Source organism: Nocardia sp. NPDC049220 (assembly GCF_040647855.1).
GTDB lineage: Bacteria > Actinomycetota > Actinomycetes > Mycobacteriales > Mycobacteriaceae > Nocardia.
Genome location: NZ_JBEZDA010000029.1, coordinates 18,050 through 37,196 on the forward strand (window position 1 = coordinate 18,050; position 19,147 = coordinate 37,196).

The following is a 19,147-nucleotide window of genomic DNA, read 5'->3' on the forward strand; positions in this document are numbered from 1 at the left end:
ACCCGAACGAAACTCGAACAGGCACCAACGGAAGTAACACCGGAAGGGTGGAACTCACGTGTGCTAATCGAGGAAAGGACAGGAGGCAGCCAGCGCAACGTCCAAACCTACACCCATTTACACGGGAGTGTCAAAGTACCACCCGTGCGAACGTCCGCATGGCTGGCGCGCCGGGCCGCATTCGCTGGCTGCGTCGTGAGCCGCGGTGCGCTGGAAGCCACTGTGACAGCTGCCGCTGTTGTGAATAGCGTGACGGTTCGCACGAAACTCGTCAAGTGGCTGGCACGTCCGATACACAGACGAGATCGCCTGGCGCGCTGCGCTATCCCCGCTTGTACGGGGGACTTACTGGTCGACTATGTCGCTGGCCAGCCAGCGACCGTCCACCTTTCGCATATGCAGGACGACGGGACCCGCGACGCTCTGCTGCGCAACACCGTCCTTGGTGGCGCTCACCACCAGATTGACCAGCAACTCCGCGCGGTCGTCCGTGAGCAATGTCACGGCAATGGGATCTGCCTTGGCGTCAGCACTGGTCTGCGCCTGCTTGACCGCCGAGATGGTGGTGTCGGCGTACTTGTCCAGATCGGCGAGCATCTTGCCGGTGAGCACCTGCTTGGCGGTATCCCGGTAGTCGTCGATCTTCTTCACGTCGTAGGCGTAGACGGTCCGCAACGCACTGTCGGCGGCCGCCCGCACCTCCTGGGTGGCCTCGTTGTTCACGAACGCCTGGTTCGAGGTGTCGACGCCCGGACGCTGGGCGGCGACCACGGCGAAGACGCCGAGCGACACGGCGGCGAGCAGACAACCCGCGACGAGGAACCACCGCGTGCGACCTGAGCCCGTACCCGGCGGTCGGGTCGCGCTCGGGACGAGAAACTTGCGCAGGCGCGTCCGGACGGGAGCCTGGTCGAGGTGCGTGGGTTCGCGTGTCGTACCGAGCTGGGCAGCGCCCGCCACTCGCGGCTTGGCGCGGGTCGACGGGAGGCGCTCGGTGCGCTGTGTTGCCGGGCGCGATGGTTGCTGGGCACCGGAGCGGCGCTTGGAGGTGACTCGATTGACCGGCCGACGAGGCGACGTCATGTGCTGTCCTCCTACGATCCCGGCTTCGGCGCGGCGGGCGCCTGGTCCGCGCGAGGCGCTGGCGGCTGCTGGCCCGGTCCACCACTCAACAGCACCGGCTGGCTGAGCGAGGAGATCTGCTCGGCCTTCCAGGTATCGCCGCCCTTGGCCACATCGACGCTCCAGGTGTATCGGTATTCGGCCGGCGGTTTGTCCTTGCCGACCTCCGTCACCTGGAGCACAACCAGCGCCGACGCCTTGTCCTGCTCGGTGTTCAGCGAGGTGAGCGCGGCGCCGAGCACCTTCGCCGACATCCCGACACCGGTTTGCGCGGCCAGCTTCTCGGCCTGGTCCTTGTTTTTCGTCGCCGAGTCCAGCAGCGTACCGGTCATCGACGACCTGGCCAGGGCAAGCGAACCGGGCACATCGTCGAGGTTCATCGAGGTCATGTTGAGTGCGGCCTGCCGGGCGGCGTCCAGAGCATTGTCGCGGGAATCGGCGCGCGGACCGTCGGTCATCGCGGCCCCAACCCAGCCGGTGCCGAACCACGCGGCGGCGACCACGGCCACCACCAGCAGTGCGGCCGATCCGACCAGCGCGAATGTGCCGAACGACGCCACTGCGCCGGAGCGCTGCGGCGCATCGGCGACGATCTCTGCCGCACCGGCGACGTCCTTGTCCGGTATAGCGGCCTCGGCCGGACCAGCAGGCGAGACCACAGTGTCTGCTGCGTCGGCGTGCTCGGGCAGATCCGGGTTCACCGCGGCACCTGGCGGTCGGTCGACTCCGTCGCGCCCAAGGGCCGGATGCCCACGGTTCGCTTGTTCCAGTCACTCACGCGAGCACCCTAACGTCGTCGGTCCTGGTCACCGCTTCGGCGTGACCCCAAGCAGGGTGGCCAACTGTACGGCGATCGGATTCAGATTCAGCTTGTCCGGATCGGTCTTGGGGTTGGAGTCCCACGGCTGCACGATGCTCGGATCGGCGAGATCGGCACGCTCACCGCCGCGGACCGCGGTCGGATTACCGAACGGAACGAGGCATTTCGCGTCCTTGTTGAACGGGAATTCGTCGCGCGTGTCGTCGAAATCCGGGTTCTGCGCCTTCATCTGCTCGAGAATCCGATACGTGCCCTCGTAGCCCACGGTACAGGCGGGCGGATTATTGGTCTCCAGGACCACGCCGAAGTGGCTGGTACCGTCGCCGGGCGCGGTGGAGGAGGCGCCGATGGACAGCTGCGGAAGCATCTGCAGCAGCGGTCGCAGCGCGTAGAACTTCGGCGAGATGGCCTGTAGCACCAGCCGCAGATTGGCCAAATCCTCGGTCAGCACACCGCCGCTTTCGTGGATCAACGCAGCGACCTGAAGACCGGCGTCGGTCCCGGTGCCGATCAGCCTGCGCACGTCCGGGTCGCTGGAGCGCAGTTGAGCGGTGAGCTTGTCCAGGCCGTCGCTGAACTGGCGGATGGCGTCGGACTGCTCGGCCTGGGTACCGAGCGCGACTCTGCTGTCTCGGATCAACTGGATCGTCTGTGGCAACGTTTCGTCGAACGTCACGGTGAACTTGTTCAGCGAGTCGACGAATACCTGTAGGTCATCGCCTTTACCGTCGAGTGCCCGGCCGAGTTCGCGAACGGTGGTGTTGAGTGCGCCCAGATCCACCGAGCGGGTGAAGCCGTCCACACTCGCGATCAGCTGCTCGACCGGCACAGGCAGGGTCGCCGACGTGATCACCGAGTTGTCCCGCAGGTACGGGCCCTCGTTCGAGTCGGGTTGCAGGTCGACGTACTGCTCGCCGATCGCGGATCGGTTGGCGACCACAGCTTTCGCCGAGGCCGGGATAGCCGGCGAACTGGTGTCGATAGCGAGGTTCAGCACCACACCGTCGTCGGTGAGTTCGAGTTCACCGACCCGGCCGACCGGAACACCACGGTAGGTCACCTCGGCGCCCTTGTAGAGACCACCGGTCTGCGCCGCCCGCACCCGCACCGTGTATTCGCCGAACCCGAACATGTGGTCGAGCCGGATGTATTTGGCGCCGACGAACACCACACCGAGCACCGCGATCACCGCGAACGCGATCAGTTGCCCCCTGACCAGACGTGTCATCGGGGACCACCCTCCGTTTCCTGACGCGTTCCGCCGCCGACCCCGAGCTGTTCGAGGATGGCATCGACCGGGTTCGGCGGCCCGCCGAGCGCGGGTAACTGCGCCATGAGCGGCGGCAGCGGCAGAATCGACACCGTGGGCCAGCCCGGCCGCGGGCCGTTGCCGTTGTAGTACGGGTTGGTCGGGTTCACCGGCACCGGCGGGCCGATCGGCGGGATGTACACCGGGTCCGGTTTTCCCACACCGAGATTGCTCAAGGTGGTGCCGATCTGCAGATCCACCGATAGCCAGGTGTTGACCTGTCCGCCGAAGGTGCTCTCCAGCGCGGAGTCGGGGAACGGGTAGGTCGGGATCAGCGGCAAGGCGGTCACCAGGTCGGGTGCTGAGCGGCCGAGTTCCTGCAACGTCGGACGCAGCGCGGTGAGGTCGCGGATCAGGTCGTCCTTCGAGGTGTTCAGCACGTCCAAGCCCGCCTGTCCGAGTCGGTCCAGCTGCGCGAGCAGGCCGACCAGTTGCGGACGCTGTTCCTCCAGGATCTTGATGCCCTGCGGCAGTTGCTCGAGGATCTTGTCGATCTGGTCGGTCTGCCTGCGCACCCGGTTACTGAGCACATCGAGGCCATCCAAGGCTCGCGTGATGTCGCCGACCTGCTTGTTCAGTCCGTCGATCAGGGTGTCCGCCTGCTCGAGCAGGGAGCGCACCCGGTTCTCGCGACCCCCGAAAGTATTGTTCAGTTCGGTGACGATCGGCTGCAATTGCGCGATACCGCCACCGTTGAGTAGCAGCGACAGCGCGCCGAGCACCTGCTCGACCTCGGTGGCGTGCCTGGTGCGGTCGACCGGAATCACCGAGCCGTTGCCGAGCTTGCCCGAGCCGGGGTCGGTCGCAGGCCTGGACAGTTCGATGAACTTCTCGCCGAGCAGATTCGACTGTCGGACCTCGGCATGCGCATTCGCGGGCAGGTCCACCGACGAGTTCACCACAGCACGCACGGTGGCCGTCCACTGGTCCTGGCCTATGGTGATTTCCTCGATCCGGCCGACCGGTACGCCTTCGACCTTGACCGCGGACTGCGGCACCAGATCAAGCACATCGTCGAACTGGATATCGATGTGCATAGGGTGCTCGCCGACGTCGGCGCCACCGGGAAGCGGGATGCTGTAGATGCCGTCCGCAGCACACGCGGTGACCAGCGCGGCGGACAGGACGAGCACCAGCGCGGCACCGAGACCGTGTGCGGCAGAACGGATTCGAGGGGTCATCGGACACCTCCCTGCGACGGCGGAAGCTGATCCGACGGTGTGCCCGGCACCGTGCCGGGGACCGGAGCGCGCTGCTGGTTCTCGCCGCTGAGAATGCCGAAGGGAAGGATCAACGTCGGGGTCTGCACGCCGGCGGTGATCTGATCGGTGATCTCCTTGCAGTGCTCCAGCAGCGGACGCATCTGCCTGCCGAGTGCCTCGAATTTCGGATCACCCGGCATCAGCTTGGACAGATCGAGCAATCTGCATGCGACGCCGAACGGATCCTGCAGATCGGTGAGGTTGGTCCGGATGTCGAGGGTGCCTGATTCGGCATTGTGAATATTGACCAGGTTGCTCAATGCCAGCGGGAGCACTGGCAGCGCGGCGGCCAGGTCGTCGCGCTGATCGGCCAGTGTCTTGGTGAGCGTGACCAGACCCTCGGCATTACTGGCGACCAGATCCCGGTTCTCCTCGATGAACCGCGCCACGTCGCCGAGCGCGACCGACAGGAGATTCAGCGCGGCGCCGAGGTTCTCCCGTTCGCCGGCCAGGAAGGTCGACAGCTCGGCGAGTTGCCCATTGAACTGCCGCACCTGCTGGTCGTTCTGGGCGAGCATGGTGATGAAGGCCTGCAGGTTCTTGATCGTGTCGAAGATGTCCCCGCGCGCGTCGGACAGGTACCGCGTCGCTCTGGACAGCTGGGTGAGACTGTCGGCCAGCGCTTGGCCGTTGCCCGCCAGATTTGCCGCGCTGGTCCGCACCAGCTCGTTCACCGCTCCCTGGGCGTTGGCTCCATTGGGGCCCAACGCGTCCGACAACTCGGTGATGCTCTTGTACAGCTGGTCGACCTCGACCGGCGTCACCGTACGGTCGCGCGGGATGGTCGCGGTGCGGGCCATCTTCGGGCCTTCGATGTAGACCGGGGTCAGCTGGATATAGCGGTCCGACACGATCGAAGGCGTGATCTGCGCAGCCCGGGCATTCGCGGGAATGTCGTAGTTCCGGTCGACGCTCATGACGATCTCGACCTGATCCCCCTGCGGCTGCACCGAATCCACCGAGCCGACCGGGACACCGAGGATCCGAACGTCCGAGCCCTCGTAGATGCCGACCGAACGATCGAAGTAGGCGGTGATCTTGGTGGTGGCCAGCCGGTCGTATTGCCACCACAGCACCCCGGCCACCAGCACCGCCACCACCGAGACCAGCGCGATAGCCACGAGGGCGCCGCGGCTGGCGGACTTCACCGCGGCGATGAGATCGCCGCGCCAGGTGTACGGCACGTCAGTTACCTCCCAGCGTGCGCACTGGCGGACGGTAACCGGGAATCTCCGGCAACGCGGGCGGCAACAGGTTGACGATCACCGCGTCGAACCAGCGGCCGGTGCCGAGCACGTTCGCGTAGAGACCGTAGAAGGGCGCCGCCAACTCCAACGTCTTGGAAATGTTCTGCTGGTTGGCATTGAGCAGGTCGATCGAGGCGCGCAGGTTCCGCAGTGCCGGCCCGATCTGCTCTTCGTTGTCGTGCACCAGCGCGCTCAGTTCGGCCGACACCGTTCGGGCGCCGGACAGCAACTTTGCGATGGACTGCTGTCGGATGTTCAGCTCGGCGAGCAGCTGACCGCCCGAGGCGAGTAGCCGCTCGAACTCGGCATTTCGGTCGGCGAGAATCTGGGTGGTCCGCCTGGTCGCGGCGAACAGCTTCTTCAGTTCCTCATCCCGCTTCGCCAAGGTCTCCGACAGTCGGGCGACACCGTCGATGGAGCCGCGGATCTGCGGCGATGTGGTCTCGAACGCTTCGGACAGCACACGCATACTGGTGGCCAGCTGCGCGGTGTCGATCTGGTCGATGTTCCGCGCGGCGTCGGTGAACGCGTCCACCACGTCGTACGGAGACACCGTGCGAGACAACGGAATCCGGTCGTGTGGATTGGCGGACGCCGACCCTCGGGGATCCAGCGCGAGATACTTCTGCCCGAGCAGCGTCTTGATCTGGATGGACGCGGTGGTCTCATTGCCGATCCACGCGCCCTTGGTGCGGAAGTCCACGAGCACCCGGTCACCATCGAGCCGGACATCGGAGACCGAGCCGACCTTGACGCCCGCGACGCGGACCTCGTTGCCCTTCTTGAGGCCCGCCGCTTCGGAGAACTCGGCGGTGTACTTGGTACCGGCGCCGATGATCGGCAGCCGGTCGAAGAAGAACGCCGACACCGTCACCAGCAGCACCAAGGCCAGACCGAGCGCGCCCAAGAACGCCGGGTGGCGCTTGCCGAGCAGGATGCGGTCGTCCATCAGCGGGCCTCCCCGTGGCAGCGCGGCGCGGCGTTGGTATACAGCGGCTGGTTGACCGTCGGTAACCCGGCGGGCAGGTTGAGCTGCGGCGCGTCGACCGCGCCCGGCCCGACAACGATGTCGATGCCGCACAGATAGAACTGGAACCAGGAGCCGTAACTACCGACGCGGCCGAGCTTTTCCATCTTGATCGGAAGATTCCGCAGCGCTTCGTTCACTTCGTCCTGGCGGTCGTCGAGGGTGCCGGTGAGCTGGCTCAGGCCCGCGATCGACCCTTGCAGCGTCGGTCGGACCGGCACGAGCAGGTCGGAGGTGGCCGCGGTCAGATCGGCGAGCGAGGTCACCGAGCGCCCGATCGTGTCGCGCTCGGTGGACAGGCCGCTGATCAGTGCCTCGGTGTTCACGATCAGCTGGTCGAACTGGTCGTCGCGCTGATTGATCGTGTCCAGCACGGCGGTCAGGTTGCGGGTCAACTCACCGATCACCGCATCCTTGTCCGCGATCTTGTTGGTCAGATTCGCGGTGCTCGCGACCAAGTCGTGGATCGTGCCCTGTTCACCTTGGAAGACCTGAATGATCTCGAAGGAAAGCCGGTTCACGTCGTCGGCGGTCAGCGTGCGGAACAGCGGGCGAAAGCCGTTGAACAGCGTGGTGAGGTTCAGCGCGGGCCTGGTGCGCTCCACCGGGATGGTGGCGCCCTTGTTCAGTTTGCGGCCCGGCTCCCCGGTGCCCTGTTCCAACGCGATGTAGCGCTGTCCGACCAGGTTGCGGTACTTGATGGTGGCCGTGGTCGAGGCGGGCAGCCAGCTCCGGTCGGTGAGATCGAATTTCACCTCGGCCAGGCGTTTGTCGACGATCGATACGTCGGTGACCTTGCCGACCCGAACCCCGGCGATACGCACCTCGTCACCGGGGTTGAGCGAGGTGACGTCGGTGAACCGGGCCATGAACCCCGTTCCGCGGCCGCTGTAGTTGGCGATCGACAAAGCGAGGACGGTGGTCGCGAACAAGGTCACGACGATGAAGATGATCAGCTTGGACAGCGGCCCACCCAGGCCGCGCAGCGTCTGCTTCATCGAACACTCACCTCGCTGCCGCGGAACGCGGGCGCGCCTGCCCTGGTCACCCAACCCGGCACCTGCTCCGGTGCGACACCGTTGGCCGCGCCGTAGATCGTGCCGAGCGACTGCTGCTCCATCGGCGAACCGGCGATCGTCGGCACGGTGTTCGCCGGGTAGACACCGAATTGCGGTGGTTCCAGTTTGCCGGTCACCTGGTCACCCGGGTCGCGGCTGGGCACAGCGTAAGAGCCGTCGTTGTTCGGCCCACCGGTGTACTGGCCAGGGTCGACGTTGACGGGCATCTCGGGAATGCACCATGGGCCGCGGGTATCCAGCCAGCGCGGCTCGTCCTGATTGGGTAGGTACCTGCCACGCGTGTTGGTCAGCTCGAGGGTCACGCGCGAGCCGGGCCGATCGGTGCCCTTGCCGAAGAGCTGGTCGATGCGTGGTTTCATGGTCGCGAAATTCGCCAGCGAGCAGGCGTAATTCGGCGAGTAGTAGGCCAGTTGCTCCAGCGCGGGGCGCGAGTCGGCGGCCACGTCGATGATGTTGTCGCGGTTGGCGATCAAGAAATCGGCGGTGCTCGACGAGGCCGGCGCCCACGTCGCGTAGAGCGCGTCGATATCGGTGCGCCGCTGCACGATCGTCGCATTGGTGGTGCGCAGGTTGTCCAGCGCCTGGATCAGCTGCGGCGCGGCGTCGGAGTAGGTAGCAGCCACCTGGGCGAAGCTGCGCAGATCCGCCTGCAGGTCCGGCAGCACGCCATTGACCTGGCGGAAGATGTTGTCCAGCCTGTCCACACTCGCACCGAGCTCGAAGCCCCGTCCCGCCAGCGCCTGGGACAGCGCCCCCAGGGTGGCGGCGAGGTCCTGCGGCGGAATCGCCTGTAGCAACGGGAGCACATCATCGAGCAGTTTGCTGACCTCGATCGCGTTGCCGCTGACGTCCTGGTGCAGCGTGAGGCCGTTGGTCAAGTGCTGCGCACTGCGGTCCTCGGGAATCATCAGGGCTACGTAGCGCTCGCCGAACAGCGTCTTGGGCAGCAGCCGCGCGGTCGCGTTCGCCGGAATCTGGTTCGCCTTGTCCGGATCGATGGCCAGCCGCAGTGTCACGTTGCCACCCTCCGAGCGGCTGGAGCGCACCTCGCCGACCGGGATGCCGCGCACCTTGACGTCCGCGTTGCGGGTCAGCGAGTTGCCGACACTGTCGGTGACCAGATCGACATCGACGGTCCGCACGAATTGCTTGTTGTAGATCGCGATCGTCGTCCACAGAAACAGTCCGACCACGAGGAAGAACACGATCCCCAAAACCCGCACCCGCAGTTTCTCGGTGGAACGCCAAGCCTGCACCCTGCCGCTCATCCGGCCACCCGCACCGTGGTCGTGGTGCCCCAGATCGCGAGACTGAGAAAGAAGTCGAGCACGTTCACCAGCACGATCGCGGCGCGGACCGCGCGACCGACCGCGACACCGACTCCGGCTGGGCCACCGGTGGCGTGAAAACCGTAGTAGCAGTGCACCATGATGATCACGAAGGCGAAGACCAGCACCTTGAGGAACGAATACAGCACGTCCTCCGGTGGCAGGAACAGGCTGAAATAGTGGTCATAGGACCCGCTGGATTGTCCGTTGAACCAGATGCTGACCATCCGGGACGCCAAGAATGTGCCGAGCAGGCCGACGACATACAGCGGGATCACCGCGAGGAACCCGGCGATCACCCGGGTGGTGACCAGAAACGGCACGCCAGGCACCGCCATCACCTCGAGCGCATCGATCTCCTCGGAAATCCGCATGGCGCCGAGTTGCGCGGTGAAACCACAGCCGACCGTCGCCGAGAGTGCGAGCGCGGCGACCAGCGGCGCGATCTCGCGGGTGTTGATATACGCGGTGAGGAAGCCGGTGAGCACCGAACTGCCCAGTGCGTCGAGGGCCTTGAAGCCCTGCAGACCGACAACGACACCGACCGAGCCGGACATGAACACGATGACGCCGATGGTGCCGCCGATCACCGCGAGCGCACCCGTACCGAAGGTGACCTCGGCGAGCAGCCGCACAACCTCCTTGCGGTAATGCACGGCGGTGCGGGGGATCCAGGCGATCGTGCGTGAGTAGAACGACATCTGATCGCCCGCGCGATCGATGATCTTCAGCGGTGCGCGTAGCGCGTCCCCCACCCGGCGCATTGATCTGGCGACCGGGGTTCGGTACGAGGTGGCCATCGGATCAAGCGCCCTTTGCCGGGACGACCTGCAGATACACCAGGGTCAGGACGAGGTTCACGAAGAACAGCACCAAGAACGTGATCACCACGGATTGGTTCACCGCGTCACCGACTCCTTTCGGACCCCCCTTGGGATGCAACCCCTTGTACGCGGCGATCACACCGGCGAGCAGGCCGAACACCGCCGCCTTGATCTCGCCGATCCACAGGTCCGGCAGCTGGGCGAGGGCGGAGAACGAGGCCAGATAGGCGCCCGGGGTTCCGCCCTGCAACAGCACATTGAAGAAGTACCCGCCCGCGATGCCGACCACCGACACCAGGCCATTGAGCAGCAGCGCGACCAGCATCATGCCGATCACGCGCGGCACCACCAGCTTTCGCACCGGGTCGACACCCAGCACCTCCAGTGCGTCGATCTCCTCACGGATGGTCCGCGAGCCCAGATCGGCGGCCACCGCCGACCCAGCCGCGCCCGCGATGATCAGTGCCGTGACGACCGGGGCCGCTTGCTGGACGGTGGCGAGAACACTGGTTGCGCCACTGAACGATTCGGCACCGAGCTGCTTGATGAGCGAGCCGGTCTGCAGTGCGACGACCGCGCCGAAGGGAATCGCGACCAGCGCGCTGGGCAGGATGGAGACACTGGCAATGAACCACGACTGCTCGATGAACTCCCGCCATTCGAACGGGCGTCGGAACGTCTTGCGCATCACGTCGATGAAGAGCGCGAAGATGTTGCCGGCCTGAGCAAACCCCGACTCCAGAGGAGCTCGTATGCGCGCCGGCGAGGAAGTCACGAACGCATATGTTACCCGCTGGTTGTGTTGTGTCGCAGGCTAGTGTCGTAACCGCCGCCGTGATGTTTTGCCAGGTCGCCGTCGTTGTACGCCAGCACCTGGGTGTCGTCGTTCTCCGCAAGTGATTCACGAATCGCATCTCGAGCGGCGGGCGGCAGCGTATGCATAATCTCGCGAACACGTTCCTTCCGGCGGATGACGCCCTGCCGCACCGGCATACCCGGAGTCGCGCGCATCTGCGGGATGATCCCCTCGACCTCCTCGGCGCCGCCGTGATGGTGACCGGCGTCCACCAGGGCCTGCTCGCGCGCCATCTGCGCCTCGTCTTTCTCCTCGGACATGCCGATCGGCCCGATCATGCGGCCGTTGAGGAACTGCTTGACCACCGGTTCCTCCGAGGTGAGCAGCACCTCACGCGGACCGAACATCACCAGCTGGCGGCGGAAGAGCATGCCGATGTTGTCCGGCACCGTCCGGGCCAGGTTGATGTTGTGCGTGACGATAAGGATCGTGGCGTCGATCTGGGCGTTGATATCGATCAGCAGCTGGCTCAGGTAGGAGGTGCGCACCGGATCGAGGCCCGAGTCGGGCTCATCGACCAGGATGATTTGCGGATCGAGCACCAGGGCGCGAGCCAATCCCGCGCGCTTGCGCATACCACCGGATATCTCGCCGGGCAGCTTGTTCTCGGCCCCGAGCAGACCGGTCAACTCCAGTTTCTCCATCACGATCGTGCGGATCTCGCCCTCGCCCTTCTTCGTGTGTTCACGAAGCGGAAAAGCGACATTGTCGAACAGATTCATCGACCCGAACAACGCGCCGTCCTGGAACAGCACGCCGAACAACTTGCGGATTTCGTAGAGTTCCTTGTTGGAGCAGGTCGTGATATCAGTGCCGTCGATAAAGATCGAACCGCGCTCCGGGCGCAGCAGGCCGATCAGCGACTTCAGGAATACCGACTTACCGGTACCCGACGGGCCGAGCAGGGCACTGACCTCACCGGAAGGCAATGTCAGCGAAACGTCCTGCCAAATGCGCTGCGAACCGAAGGACTTGGTGACACTTTCGGTCCTGACCTCGACGCCCACGCCAACCTCCACATTTCTCAGCGAGCTGCCCACGGGCGCACCCGGGCTCGATCATCGCGATGCGTCACGTCACAGTGGGTTCGGTCACTGTAACCCATGAGCGAGACGGGGCACACGCCAACCTGACTGAAGAGTAACCCCGCGATCTTCTCGATATTCACCATTCCGCCCACGTTGCCGGAAAGAGCAAACGGGCGGCTCCCCCTTATCAGGGAACCGCCCGTTGGTGCGTTTCGGTCGCGAATTACTTGACCGAGACCTTGGCGCCGGCCTCTTCCAGCTTCGCCTTGGCAGCCTCGGCGGCGTCCTTGGCGACCTTCTCCAGGATCGACTTCGGGGCGCTTTCGACGAGGTCCTTGGCTTCCTTCAGGCCCAGGCCGGAGACGATCTCACGGACCACCTTGATGACCTGGATCTTCTTGTCACCGGCACCCTCGAGGACGACGTCGAACTCGTCCTGCTCCTCGGCGGCCTCAGCCGGAGCGGCGGCGCCAACCGCGGCGACGGCGACCGGAGCAGCTGCGGTGACCTCGAACTTCTCCTCGAACTTCTTCACGAAGTCCGACAGCTCGAGCAGGGTCATGTTGCCGAAGGTCTCGAGCAGTTCGTCAACGTTGGCCATTGTTGTTTTCCTTTCGGTAGTTGATGTCTCTGAGGCGAGTCACTGGCGAGTCACCCGCACGGGGTATTACTCGGCGGCAGTTCCGCCTTCTTCGGCCTGCTTCTTCTCCTGCAGCGCGGCGGCCAAGCGGGCCACCTGCGAGGCGGGAGCGTTGAACAGACCCGCGGCCTTGCTGAGGTTGCCCTTCAGCGCACCGGCCAGCTTGGCCAGCAGGACCTCGCGGGTTTCCAGGTCGGCGATCCGCTCGACCTCGGACACGGACAGCGGAGCGCCGTCCATGTAGCCGCCCTTGATGATGAGCGCCTTGTTGTCCTTCGCGAAGGTCTTCAGGGCCTTGGCCGCGTTGACCGGCTCACCCGAAATGAAGGTGATCGCGGTCGGTCCGACGAACAGGTCGTCGAGGCCTTCCACGCCCGCCTCGGCGGCGGCACGCTTGACCAGGGTGTTCTTGGCGACGGAGTACGTGGCGTCGGCGCCGAGCGCGCGCCGCAGCTCGGTGAGCTTGCCGACCGACAGGCCACGGTATTCCGTGACGACGGTGGCCGTCGAGCTCTTGAACTGCTCCGCGATCTCCTCGACCGCGGTGATCTTCTCGGGTTTTGCCATACTTCGCCTCCTCTCTGATGGTCGGTTCGTATACGCGAACTACCGATCAGGGGCCGGCGACAAAACAAACGCCCCGGACGCAAGGCGTTCCGGGGCGCAAGAGAAAACCGATCGGGAACTTGCCCCGGTCAATTCCCAGCCTCGGCTCTCCCTGCGTGGGCCGCCGGCAATGTCGCCGGACCTTCGACCGAACCCATACGGGAACGGCGACCAACGGTCTTCGGTAGAACGGATTGGGTAGCGATCGAACTGGTCGATAACTGGTGTTCAATGTACCTGGAGGGGTCCGCATCTGCCAAAACGGCCCCCGGTATGACGACATCGAGGCCGTTCGTCCCTCGAGTAGTGATGGCGTAGCTCACTTCTCACGCCTCGAACTACCAGCGCTGCGCGAACGACACGGCGCGCCGGCTCCGTCGCGCCGGCGTCGTGCCGTGTCAGGGCGTCACCCGCTGCGCGTGCTCTACCAGCAGGTTCAACGCGTCGAGCGCACCCAACCGAAAACCGGTGTCGGGCACCAGCCCGTCCGGTCCGATATCCTCGCGCAACACCGGAAGTCGTACACAGGCTTCCGGAACTACGTCGGCACCCAGGTAACCGAGCACACTGCCCAGCGTCGTAGTCGCGCCGTCGCCCCGGCCTGCCACCGCGACGGTGAGCCACGCCGTCGGCTTCCCGTAGAGATCGCCGGTGCCGACAGTCCAATCCAGGAGGTTCTTCAGACTGCCCGGCAAGGTGCCCGCGTACTCGGGAGTGCACAGCAGGACGGCATCCGCGCGGGAAAGTCGGTCGCGCAGCGCGAGAACCGAAGGATGGCCCGCGCCGTCGTCATCCGGACTGAAGGCGGGAAGCTCGGGTAGGCCGTCATACCACAGCGTTTCGACACTGCCGGGGGCGATCGCTCGTACGGTGCGCAGAGCGGCGGAATTGGTGGACGCGGCCCGGGTACTACCGGAGATCAACAGAACGACTGTCACTCCATGCCCAACTACGCCCCCGGGCGAATTAGTCCGGCGAACACGCGACGGCGGGAACGCGATCTGCGTTCCCGCCGTCGCGGTGATGCTCGAGTGCTGCTTACGCGTCCTCGTCGAGGAGGTTGCGGGTGCGGTTCGGGTCCACCGGGATGCCCGGTCCGGTGTTCGTCGAGACCGTCACCTTCTTGACGTAGCGCCCCTTGGCAGTCGACGGCTTGACACGCAGGATCTCATCCAGCGCGGCACCGTAGTTCTCCACCAGCTTGGCGTCGTCGAAGGACGCCTTGCCGATGACGAAGTGCAGGTTGGCCTGCTTGTCGACCCGGAAGTTGATCTTGCCGCCCTTGATCTCGTTGACGGCTTTGGTCACATCGTTGGTGACCGTGCCGGTCTTCGGGTTCGGCATCAGACCACGCGGGCCGAGGACACGCGCGATGCGTCCGACCTTGGCCATCTGGTCCGGGGTGGCGATCGCGGCGTCGAAGTCCAACCAGCCGCCCTGGATCCGCTCGATCAGGTCCTCGGCGCCGACCGCGTCCGCACCGGCGGCCTCGGCCTCGGCGGCCTTCTCGCCGGCCGCGAACACGATCACACGGGCGGTCTTACCGGTGCCGTGCGGCAGGTTCACGGTGCCGCGGACCATCTGGTCCGCCTTGCGGGGGTCCACACCGAGACGCACGGCGACCTCGACGGTCGCGTCGGTCTTGGTGGTGGCGGTCTCCTTCGCCAGGCGCGTGGCGGCCAGCGGGGAGTAGAGCGTCGTGCGATCGACCTTTTCGGCCGCGGCGAGATACGCCTTGCTTCGTTTTGCCATGATTCTCTGTCCTGTTCAATCGGTTCAGAAGTGGTTATCGGGTCTGGCCGACCCTCCCACCGGAGCTGCGGAGCCCGTGCCGTGTTCCGTGGCGGAACTCAGCCCTCGACGGTGATACCCATCGAACGCGCGGTACCCGCGATGATCTTGGCCGCCTGCTCGATGTCGTTGGCGTTCAGATCTTCCTGCTTGGTCTTGGCGATCTCGCGCACCTGATCCATGGTCACCTTGGCGACCTTGTTGCGGTGCGGCTCGGCCGACCCCTTCTGCACACCGGCGGCCTTGAGCAGCAGCTTGGCGGCGGGCGGAGTCTTCAACTTGAAGTCGAAGGACCGGTCCTCGTACACCGAGATCTCGACCGGGATGACGGTGCCACGCTGCGACTCGGTCGCCGCGTTGTACGCCTTGCAGAACTCCATGATGTTGACACCGTGCTGACCGAGCGCGGGACCGACCGGAGGGGCCGGGTTCGCCTGGCCGGCCTGGATCTGGAGCTTGATGATCCCGGCGAGCTTCTTCTTCTTGGGGGGCATCTTTCTTTCCTAGGTGTTTGTTGTCCTTGCTCTTTGCAAGTCGTGGTGTGGCGATCCTCGACCGGGCGGATTCGCCCGGTCGGTGAAAGAACGGATCTAGATCTTCGCGACCTGGGTGAATGCCAGCTCGACCGGGGTCTCACGACCGAAGATCGATACGAGCACCTTGAGCTTCTGCTGCTCGGCGTTGACCTCGGAGATGCTGGCCGGCAGCGTGGCGAACGGACCGTCCATCACGGTCACCGACTCGCCGACCTCGAAGTCCACCTCGATGGTCGGCTTCGGCGCGAGATCGCCTGCGGTCTCGGCGCCGGTGGCCGTGGCGGCCGCGGGCTTCTTCTGCTGCTGTGCGGCCGGGACCAGGAACTTCACCACGTCGTCGATGGACAGCGGCGACGGGCGCGAGGTAGCGCCGACGAATCCGGTGACCCCGGGAGTGTTGCGCACCGCGCCCCATGACTCGTCGTTGAGTTCCATTCGCACCAGGATGTAGCCGGGCAGCACCTTGCGGTTGACGTGCTTGCGCTGACCGTTCTTGATCTCGGTGACCTCTTCGGTCGGCACCTCGACCTGGAAGATGTAGTCCTCGAGGTCAAGGTTCTGCACCCGGGTCTCGAGGTTGGCCTTCACCTTGTTCTCGTAGCCCGCGTAGGAATGGATGACATACCAATCGCCGGGGGCGCGCCGCAGCGCGGACTTCATCTCGGCAACGGGATCGGCCGGCTCCGCATCGACCGGAGCGGCGGCGGGCTCAGCAGGCTCCGATTCCTCGACCACGGGTTCGTCGGCCACAGACTCCTCGACGGCGTCGCTGGACTCGGCCACCGCGTCGTCGACCGGGAACTCGTCGTGTGTGTCGTTCTCCGGGGTGCTCACTGGGGCACTCGCTTCCTGTGTCGTCACGTACATCCTCTGCGTGCCGGGCCGGGCGCGCGGCGAAAGTCCTTCCGCCTGTGTCCGCCCCGGGATCGGCTATCGGCGTCGGCGTCGTTCAGCTAGCCGAACAGCCAGTTGACACCCTTGATGAACGCCAGATCCAACCCGCTGATGAACGCGACCATGAAAATCACGAACACCAGAACAACGCTCGTATAGGTGACCATCTGCTTCCGGTTGGGCCAGATCACCTTGCGCAGTTCCGCGATGACCTCACGCAAGAACCTGATCAAACGCTTGAACGGATTACCCGACTTCTTGCGTTCGGCCCGATCGGTTGTCTTGGTTGCTTTCCCGGACGGACGATCGAGTGTGGCGAGCACACCCGTGTCGGTCTGTGAGGACGACGCGGAGCGGGTCCGCCGGGCGGACCGCTTGCCGCTCGGACGGTTCGCTGCGGCGGTGCCATCGCCGTCATCGGCGCCATGCGCGCCGTGGCGAATGTCCCGCTCGTCACTCACGCCTTCTCCTCGCTGCGCTCGTCGTCGGCGTGCGTGATGCGCGCTGTGCCACTAGCTCGCTCGCTACGCTCGCTCACGTCGATCCTCTCTCGTCGCTGGCATCCAGGGCAGGGGCGACAGGACTTGAACCTGCAACCTGCGGTTTTGGAGACCGCTGCTCTGCCAATTGAGCTACGCCCCTTCGGTAGGACCGTATTGCTGTCCTACCACTGTTCGATATTCAGTTGTATCCGGGTGTCACACAACACGCGCGCTACTCCGGCAGTTGCCGGCCCCGTTGGCGATCCTCGCGGACCGCCTGGAACCAGCCCTACAGAGCAGCGCGCAGCGGCTGGTGACCCCAGAAATCTGAGTGTACGTTACCCGCCGCGGCATTAGCCAATCAGGGTCGCCCGAGCAGGTCAGGCCAGTTGCACCGTCGCCGTCGCACGCCCGAAGATCCGCTTACCCGCCGACTTCGCCACGATGGCGACGACCGCCGTCTTGGTCTCCGGATCAACCGACTTCACCCTACCGGTGTACTCGACCTCGGCGGCCTCGTCGACACCCACATAGACCGGGCTGGTGAAACGGACATTGTATTCCTTCACCGCACCAGGATCGCCGAGCCACGAGGTGACGAAACCGCCACCGAGCCCCATGGTGAGCATCCCGTGTGCGACGACGTTGTCCAAGTCGACCAACTTGACGACCTCATCGCTCCAGTGGATCGGATTGGCGTCGCCGGAGACGCCCGCGTAGTTCACCAGATCGCCGCGGGTCAGACGGACCGTACGCGGAGGCAATTCGTCGCCGACCGAGACGTCCTCGACACGGAGCGCACGCTTGGTGGGCACTACCGCTGGGGCGGTGGTGACCGGCACGGGCGGCTCGGCGGCGGGCGGCGTACTGCGCGGGTGGTGTTGCGGCGCCTCTTCACCGATGCCGTGCATGAGCACGTTGCGGACAGCCGCGTTGAGGTTGGGATCGATATCGCCGCCACTGCGACCGACGAGCGTGGTGTAGGTGGTGAGCACCAGTTCGTCGTTCTGCGCGGTGACGATGTTCTTGGTGACAATGATGTCGCCGCCGAAGGCCTGCCGGAACGAGTGCAGGTAAACGTCGCAGGTCAGCTGGTCGCCGACCTTGATCGGCCGGTGCAACTCGAGGATCTGGTCGGTCTGCAGAATTTGACTGAGGTCGTAGCCGGTGACCACCTGTTCGAACAGCTTGCGCTGGGCCAGAATCCCGACCAGGGAGATGAAGGTGACCGGTGCCAGCAGGTTGTCGTAGCCGTACTCCTGCGCGACGTCCTCGTCCCAGTGCGCCGGGTGGTAGTCCTGCACGGCGCGGGCATACTCGCGCACCTTCTCGCGGCCGACCTCGTAGTAGTCGTCGACGCGGTAGTGGTGACCGACCATCGCCGCGGCGTGGGCCGCTGGATCGAACGCCTCGTCCGTCAGGACCGCTTCGTCTGTACCGGTGTTGATTGTCACGGGAGGACTGTACCTATCTGACCCCGTCGCCCGGAGTCTGCGGAGCGCTCACCACCGCACCCACACCGTGAAAATGCGTCAGGGCCGGACTTATGTCCGGCCCTCGCGATATCACGGCCCGAGATAACCGGGATGCGACTCCCGGCGCTCCACCACGCGGTAGTTCACGCGTGGAGGACTAGCGGGATTCGCGGTGCGCCCGGTGCGTGCCACAGTTCGGGCAGAACTTCTTCAGCTCCAGCCGATCCGGGTCGTTACGCCGGTTCTTCTTGGTGATGTAGTTGCGATGCTTGCACTGCTCGCAGGCCAAGGTGATCTTTGGCCGGACATCGGTGGACTTCGCGGCCACGATATGCCTTCTTTCCGGTACCTGATGGGCTTAATCGGTTGTGGTAGCGATGGCCGGACTTGAACCGGCGACACAACGATTATGAGTCGTTTGCTCTACCGACTGAGCTACACCGCCACGGCGTCGCATTGCCGTGGTCCCACGCCCAACCCCGCACCTACGGGAGCGATGCCGAGTCGGTCACCACCGGCAATCCGGCGAGCCCCCTAACGGAATCGAACCGTTGACCTTTTCCTTACCATGGAAACGCTCTGCCGACTGAGCTAAGGGGGCATGACTACATCCGCACCGAGCTCCGAACACTCGACCTCAGCGCGGTGAAGTCTTGGACGAGACTACACACTCACCGGTCTCACCACCAAACCGCGTGGTCAGAAGGGTTGTTGCTGTGTTGGTTGGCCGCGCGGGCGCGGCGGGTTCGCGGCCCCTTTGGGGCTCGCGTCCGAGTGACCGCTGCTCGCGACTGCGTCACATGCGCGGCGGTCACTCGGAC

20 protein-coding genes and 3 tRNA genes are annotated in these 19,147 nt (G+C 65.1%); all 23 read right to left on the reverse strand.

Features of this window, described 5'->3' with window-relative positions:
* Positions 1-345: 345 nt before the first annotated feature.
* The gene (locus AB0C34_RS30110; protein ID WP_357080385.1) at positions 346-1,083 is read right to left on the reverse strand and encodes a hypothetical protein; all 738 of its coding nucleotides are present in this window, start codon (positions 1,081-1,083) and stop codon (positions 346-348) included.
* Positions 1,084-1,094: 11 nt separating this feature from the next.
* Positions 1,095-1,823, reverse strand: coding sequence for a hypothetical protein (locus tag AB0C34_RS30115; protein ID WP_357080388.1), 729 nt, complete (start codon positions 1,821-1,823; stop codon positions 1,095-1,097).
* Positions 1,824-1,928: 105 nt separating this feature from the next.
* Positions 1,929-3,170, reverse strand: coding sequence for an MlaD family protein (locus AB0C34_RS30120; RefSeq protein ID WP_357080391.1), 1,242 nt, complete (start codon positions 3,168-3,170; stop codon positions 1,929-1,931).
* Complete coding sequence (locus AB0C34_RS30125) at positions 3,167-4,432, reverse strand: MCE family protein (RefSeq protein ID WP_357080394.1); 1,266 nt, start codon at positions 4,430-4,432, stop codon at positions 3,167-3,169. Before AB0C34_RS30125 ends, AB0C34_RS30120 begins: the two co-directional genes overlap by 4 nt.
* The gene (locus tag AB0C34_RS30130; RefSeq protein WP_357080429.1) at positions 4,429-5,670 is read right to left on the reverse strand and encodes an MCE family protein; all 1,242 of its coding nucleotides are present in this window, start codon (positions 5,668-5,670) and stop codon (positions 4,429-4,431) included. Before AB0C34_RS30130 ends, AB0C34_RS30125 begins: the two co-directional genes overlap by 4 nt.
* A gap of 28 nt (positions 5,671-5,698) precedes the next feature.
* Positions 5,699-6,709 (reverse strand): MCE family protein, encoded by a 1,011-nt coding sequence (locus AB0C34_RS30135; RefSeq protein WP_357080397.1) that lies wholly within the window; start codon positions 6,707-6,709, stop codon positions 5,699-5,701.
* Positions 6,709-7,785 carry an MCE family protein gene (locus AB0C34_RS30140; RefSeq protein ID WP_357080399.1) on the reverse strand — a complete coding sequence of 359 codons (1,077 nt, stop codon included), beginning with the start codon at positions 7,783-7,785 and terminating at the stop codon, positions 6,709-6,711. The genes AB0C34_RS30135 and AB0C34_RS30140 overlap by 1 nt, the downstream gene beginning before the upstream one ends.
* A complete protein-coding gene (locus AB0C34_RS30145) occupies positions 7,782-9,134 on the reverse strand; it encodes an MCE family protein (RefSeq protein ID WP_357080402.1) in 1,353 nt (450 codons plus the stop codon). Before AB0C34_RS30145 ends, AB0C34_RS30140 begins: the two co-directional genes overlap by 4 nt.
* On the reverse strand, positions 9,131-9,994 hold the full coding sequence (locus AB0C34_RS30150) for an ABC transporter permease (RefSeq protein WP_357080405.1): 864 nt from the start codon (positions 9,992-9,994) through the stop codon (positions 9,131-9,133). The genes AB0C34_RS30145 and AB0C34_RS30150 overlap by 4 nt, the downstream gene beginning before the upstream one ends.
* A gap of 4 nt (positions 9,995-9,998) precedes the next feature.
* Positions 9,999-10,706 (reverse strand): ABC transporter permease, encoded by a 708-nt coding sequence (locus tag AB0C34_RS30155; RefSeq protein ID WP_357080431.1) that lies wholly within the window; start codon positions 10,704-10,706, stop codon positions 9,999-10,001.
* Between the two features lie 98 nt (positions 10,707-10,804).
* Complete coding sequence (locus AB0C34_RS30160) at positions 10,805-11,881, reverse strand: ABC transporter ATP-binding protein (protein WP_357080408.1); 1,077 nt, start codon at positions 11,879-11,881, stop codon at positions 10,805-10,807.
* Between the two features lie 244 nt (positions 11,882-12,125).
* On the reverse strand, positions 12,126-12,503 hold the full coding sequence (gene rplL / locus AB0C34_RS30165; protein ID WP_357080411.1) for a 50S ribosomal protein L7/L12: 378 nt from the start codon (positions 12,501-12,503) through the stop codon (positions 12,126-12,128).
* Positions 12,504-12,569: 66 nt separating this feature from the next.
* Positions 12,570-13,109: a 50S ribosomal protein L10 gene (gene rplJ, locus AB0C34_RS30170; RefSeq protein ID WP_357080414.1), complete on the reverse strand. Its 540-nt coding sequence runs from the start codon at positions 13,107-13,109 to the stop codon at positions 12,570-12,572.
* A 437-nt stretch (positions 13,110-13,546) separates the two neighbouring features.
* Positions 13,547-14,086 carry an NADPH-dependent FMN reductase gene (locus AB0C34_RS30175; RefSeq protein ID WP_357080417.1) on the reverse strand — a complete coding sequence of 180 codons (540 nt, stop codon included), beginning with the start codon at positions 14,084-14,086 and terminating at the stop codon, positions 13,547-13,549.
* Between the two features lie 100 nt (positions 14,087-14,186).
* Entirely contained in the window at positions 14,187-14,900 is a 714-nt protein-coding gene (rplA, locus tag AB0C34_RS30180) for a 50S ribosomal protein L1 (protein ID WP_357080420.1), read from the reverse strand.
* 98 nt (positions 14,901-14,998) lie between these two features.
* Entirely contained in the window at positions 14,999-15,433 is a 435-nt protein-coding gene (rplK, locus tag AB0C34_RS30185; protein ID WP_357080423.1) for a 50S ribosomal protein L11, read from the reverse strand.
* A gap of 96 nt (positions 15,434-15,529) precedes the next feature.
* On the reverse strand, positions 15,530-16,309 hold the full coding sequence (nusG, locus tag AB0C34_RS30190) for a transcription termination/antitermination protein NusG (protein WP_357080434.1): 780 nt from the start codon (positions 16,307-16,309) through the stop codon (positions 15,530-15,532).
* A gap of 119 nt (positions 16,310-16,428) precedes the next feature.
* Positions 16,429-16,830 (reverse strand): preprotein translocase subunit SecE, encoded by a 402-nt coding sequence (secE, locus tag AB0C34_RS30195; protein WP_357080426.1) that lies wholly within the window; start codon positions 16,828-16,830, stop codon positions 16,429-16,431.
* 108 nt (positions 16,831-16,938) lie between these two features.
* Positions 16,939-17,011, reverse strand: a tRNA-Trp gene (locus AB0C34_RS30200).
* Positions 17,012-17,231: 220 nt separating this feature from the next.
* Positions 17,232-18,299 carry a fused (3R)-hydroxyacyl-ACP dehydratase subunits HadA/HadB gene (locus AB0C34_RS30205; protein ID WP_357080437.1) on the reverse strand — a complete coding sequence of 356 codons (1,068 nt, stop codon included), beginning with the start codon at positions 18,297-18,299 and terminating at the stop codon, positions 17,232-17,234.
* A 184-nt stretch (positions 18,300-18,483) separates the two neighbouring features.
* A complete protein-coding gene (gene rpmG, locus AB0C34_RS30210) occupies positions 18,484-18,654 on the reverse strand; it encodes a 50S ribosomal protein L33 (RefSeq protein WP_011211653.1) in 171 nt (56 codons plus the stop codon).
* Positions 18,655-18,695: 41 nt separating this feature from the next.
* Positions 18,696-18,771: transfer RNA gene (locus AB0C34_RS30215), tRNA-Met, on the reverse strand.
* 83 nt (positions 18,772-18,854) lie between these two features.
* Positions 18,855-18,927 (reverse strand) — tRNA-Thr (locus AB0C34_RS30220).
* Positions 18,928-19,147: the final 220 nt, after the last annotated feature.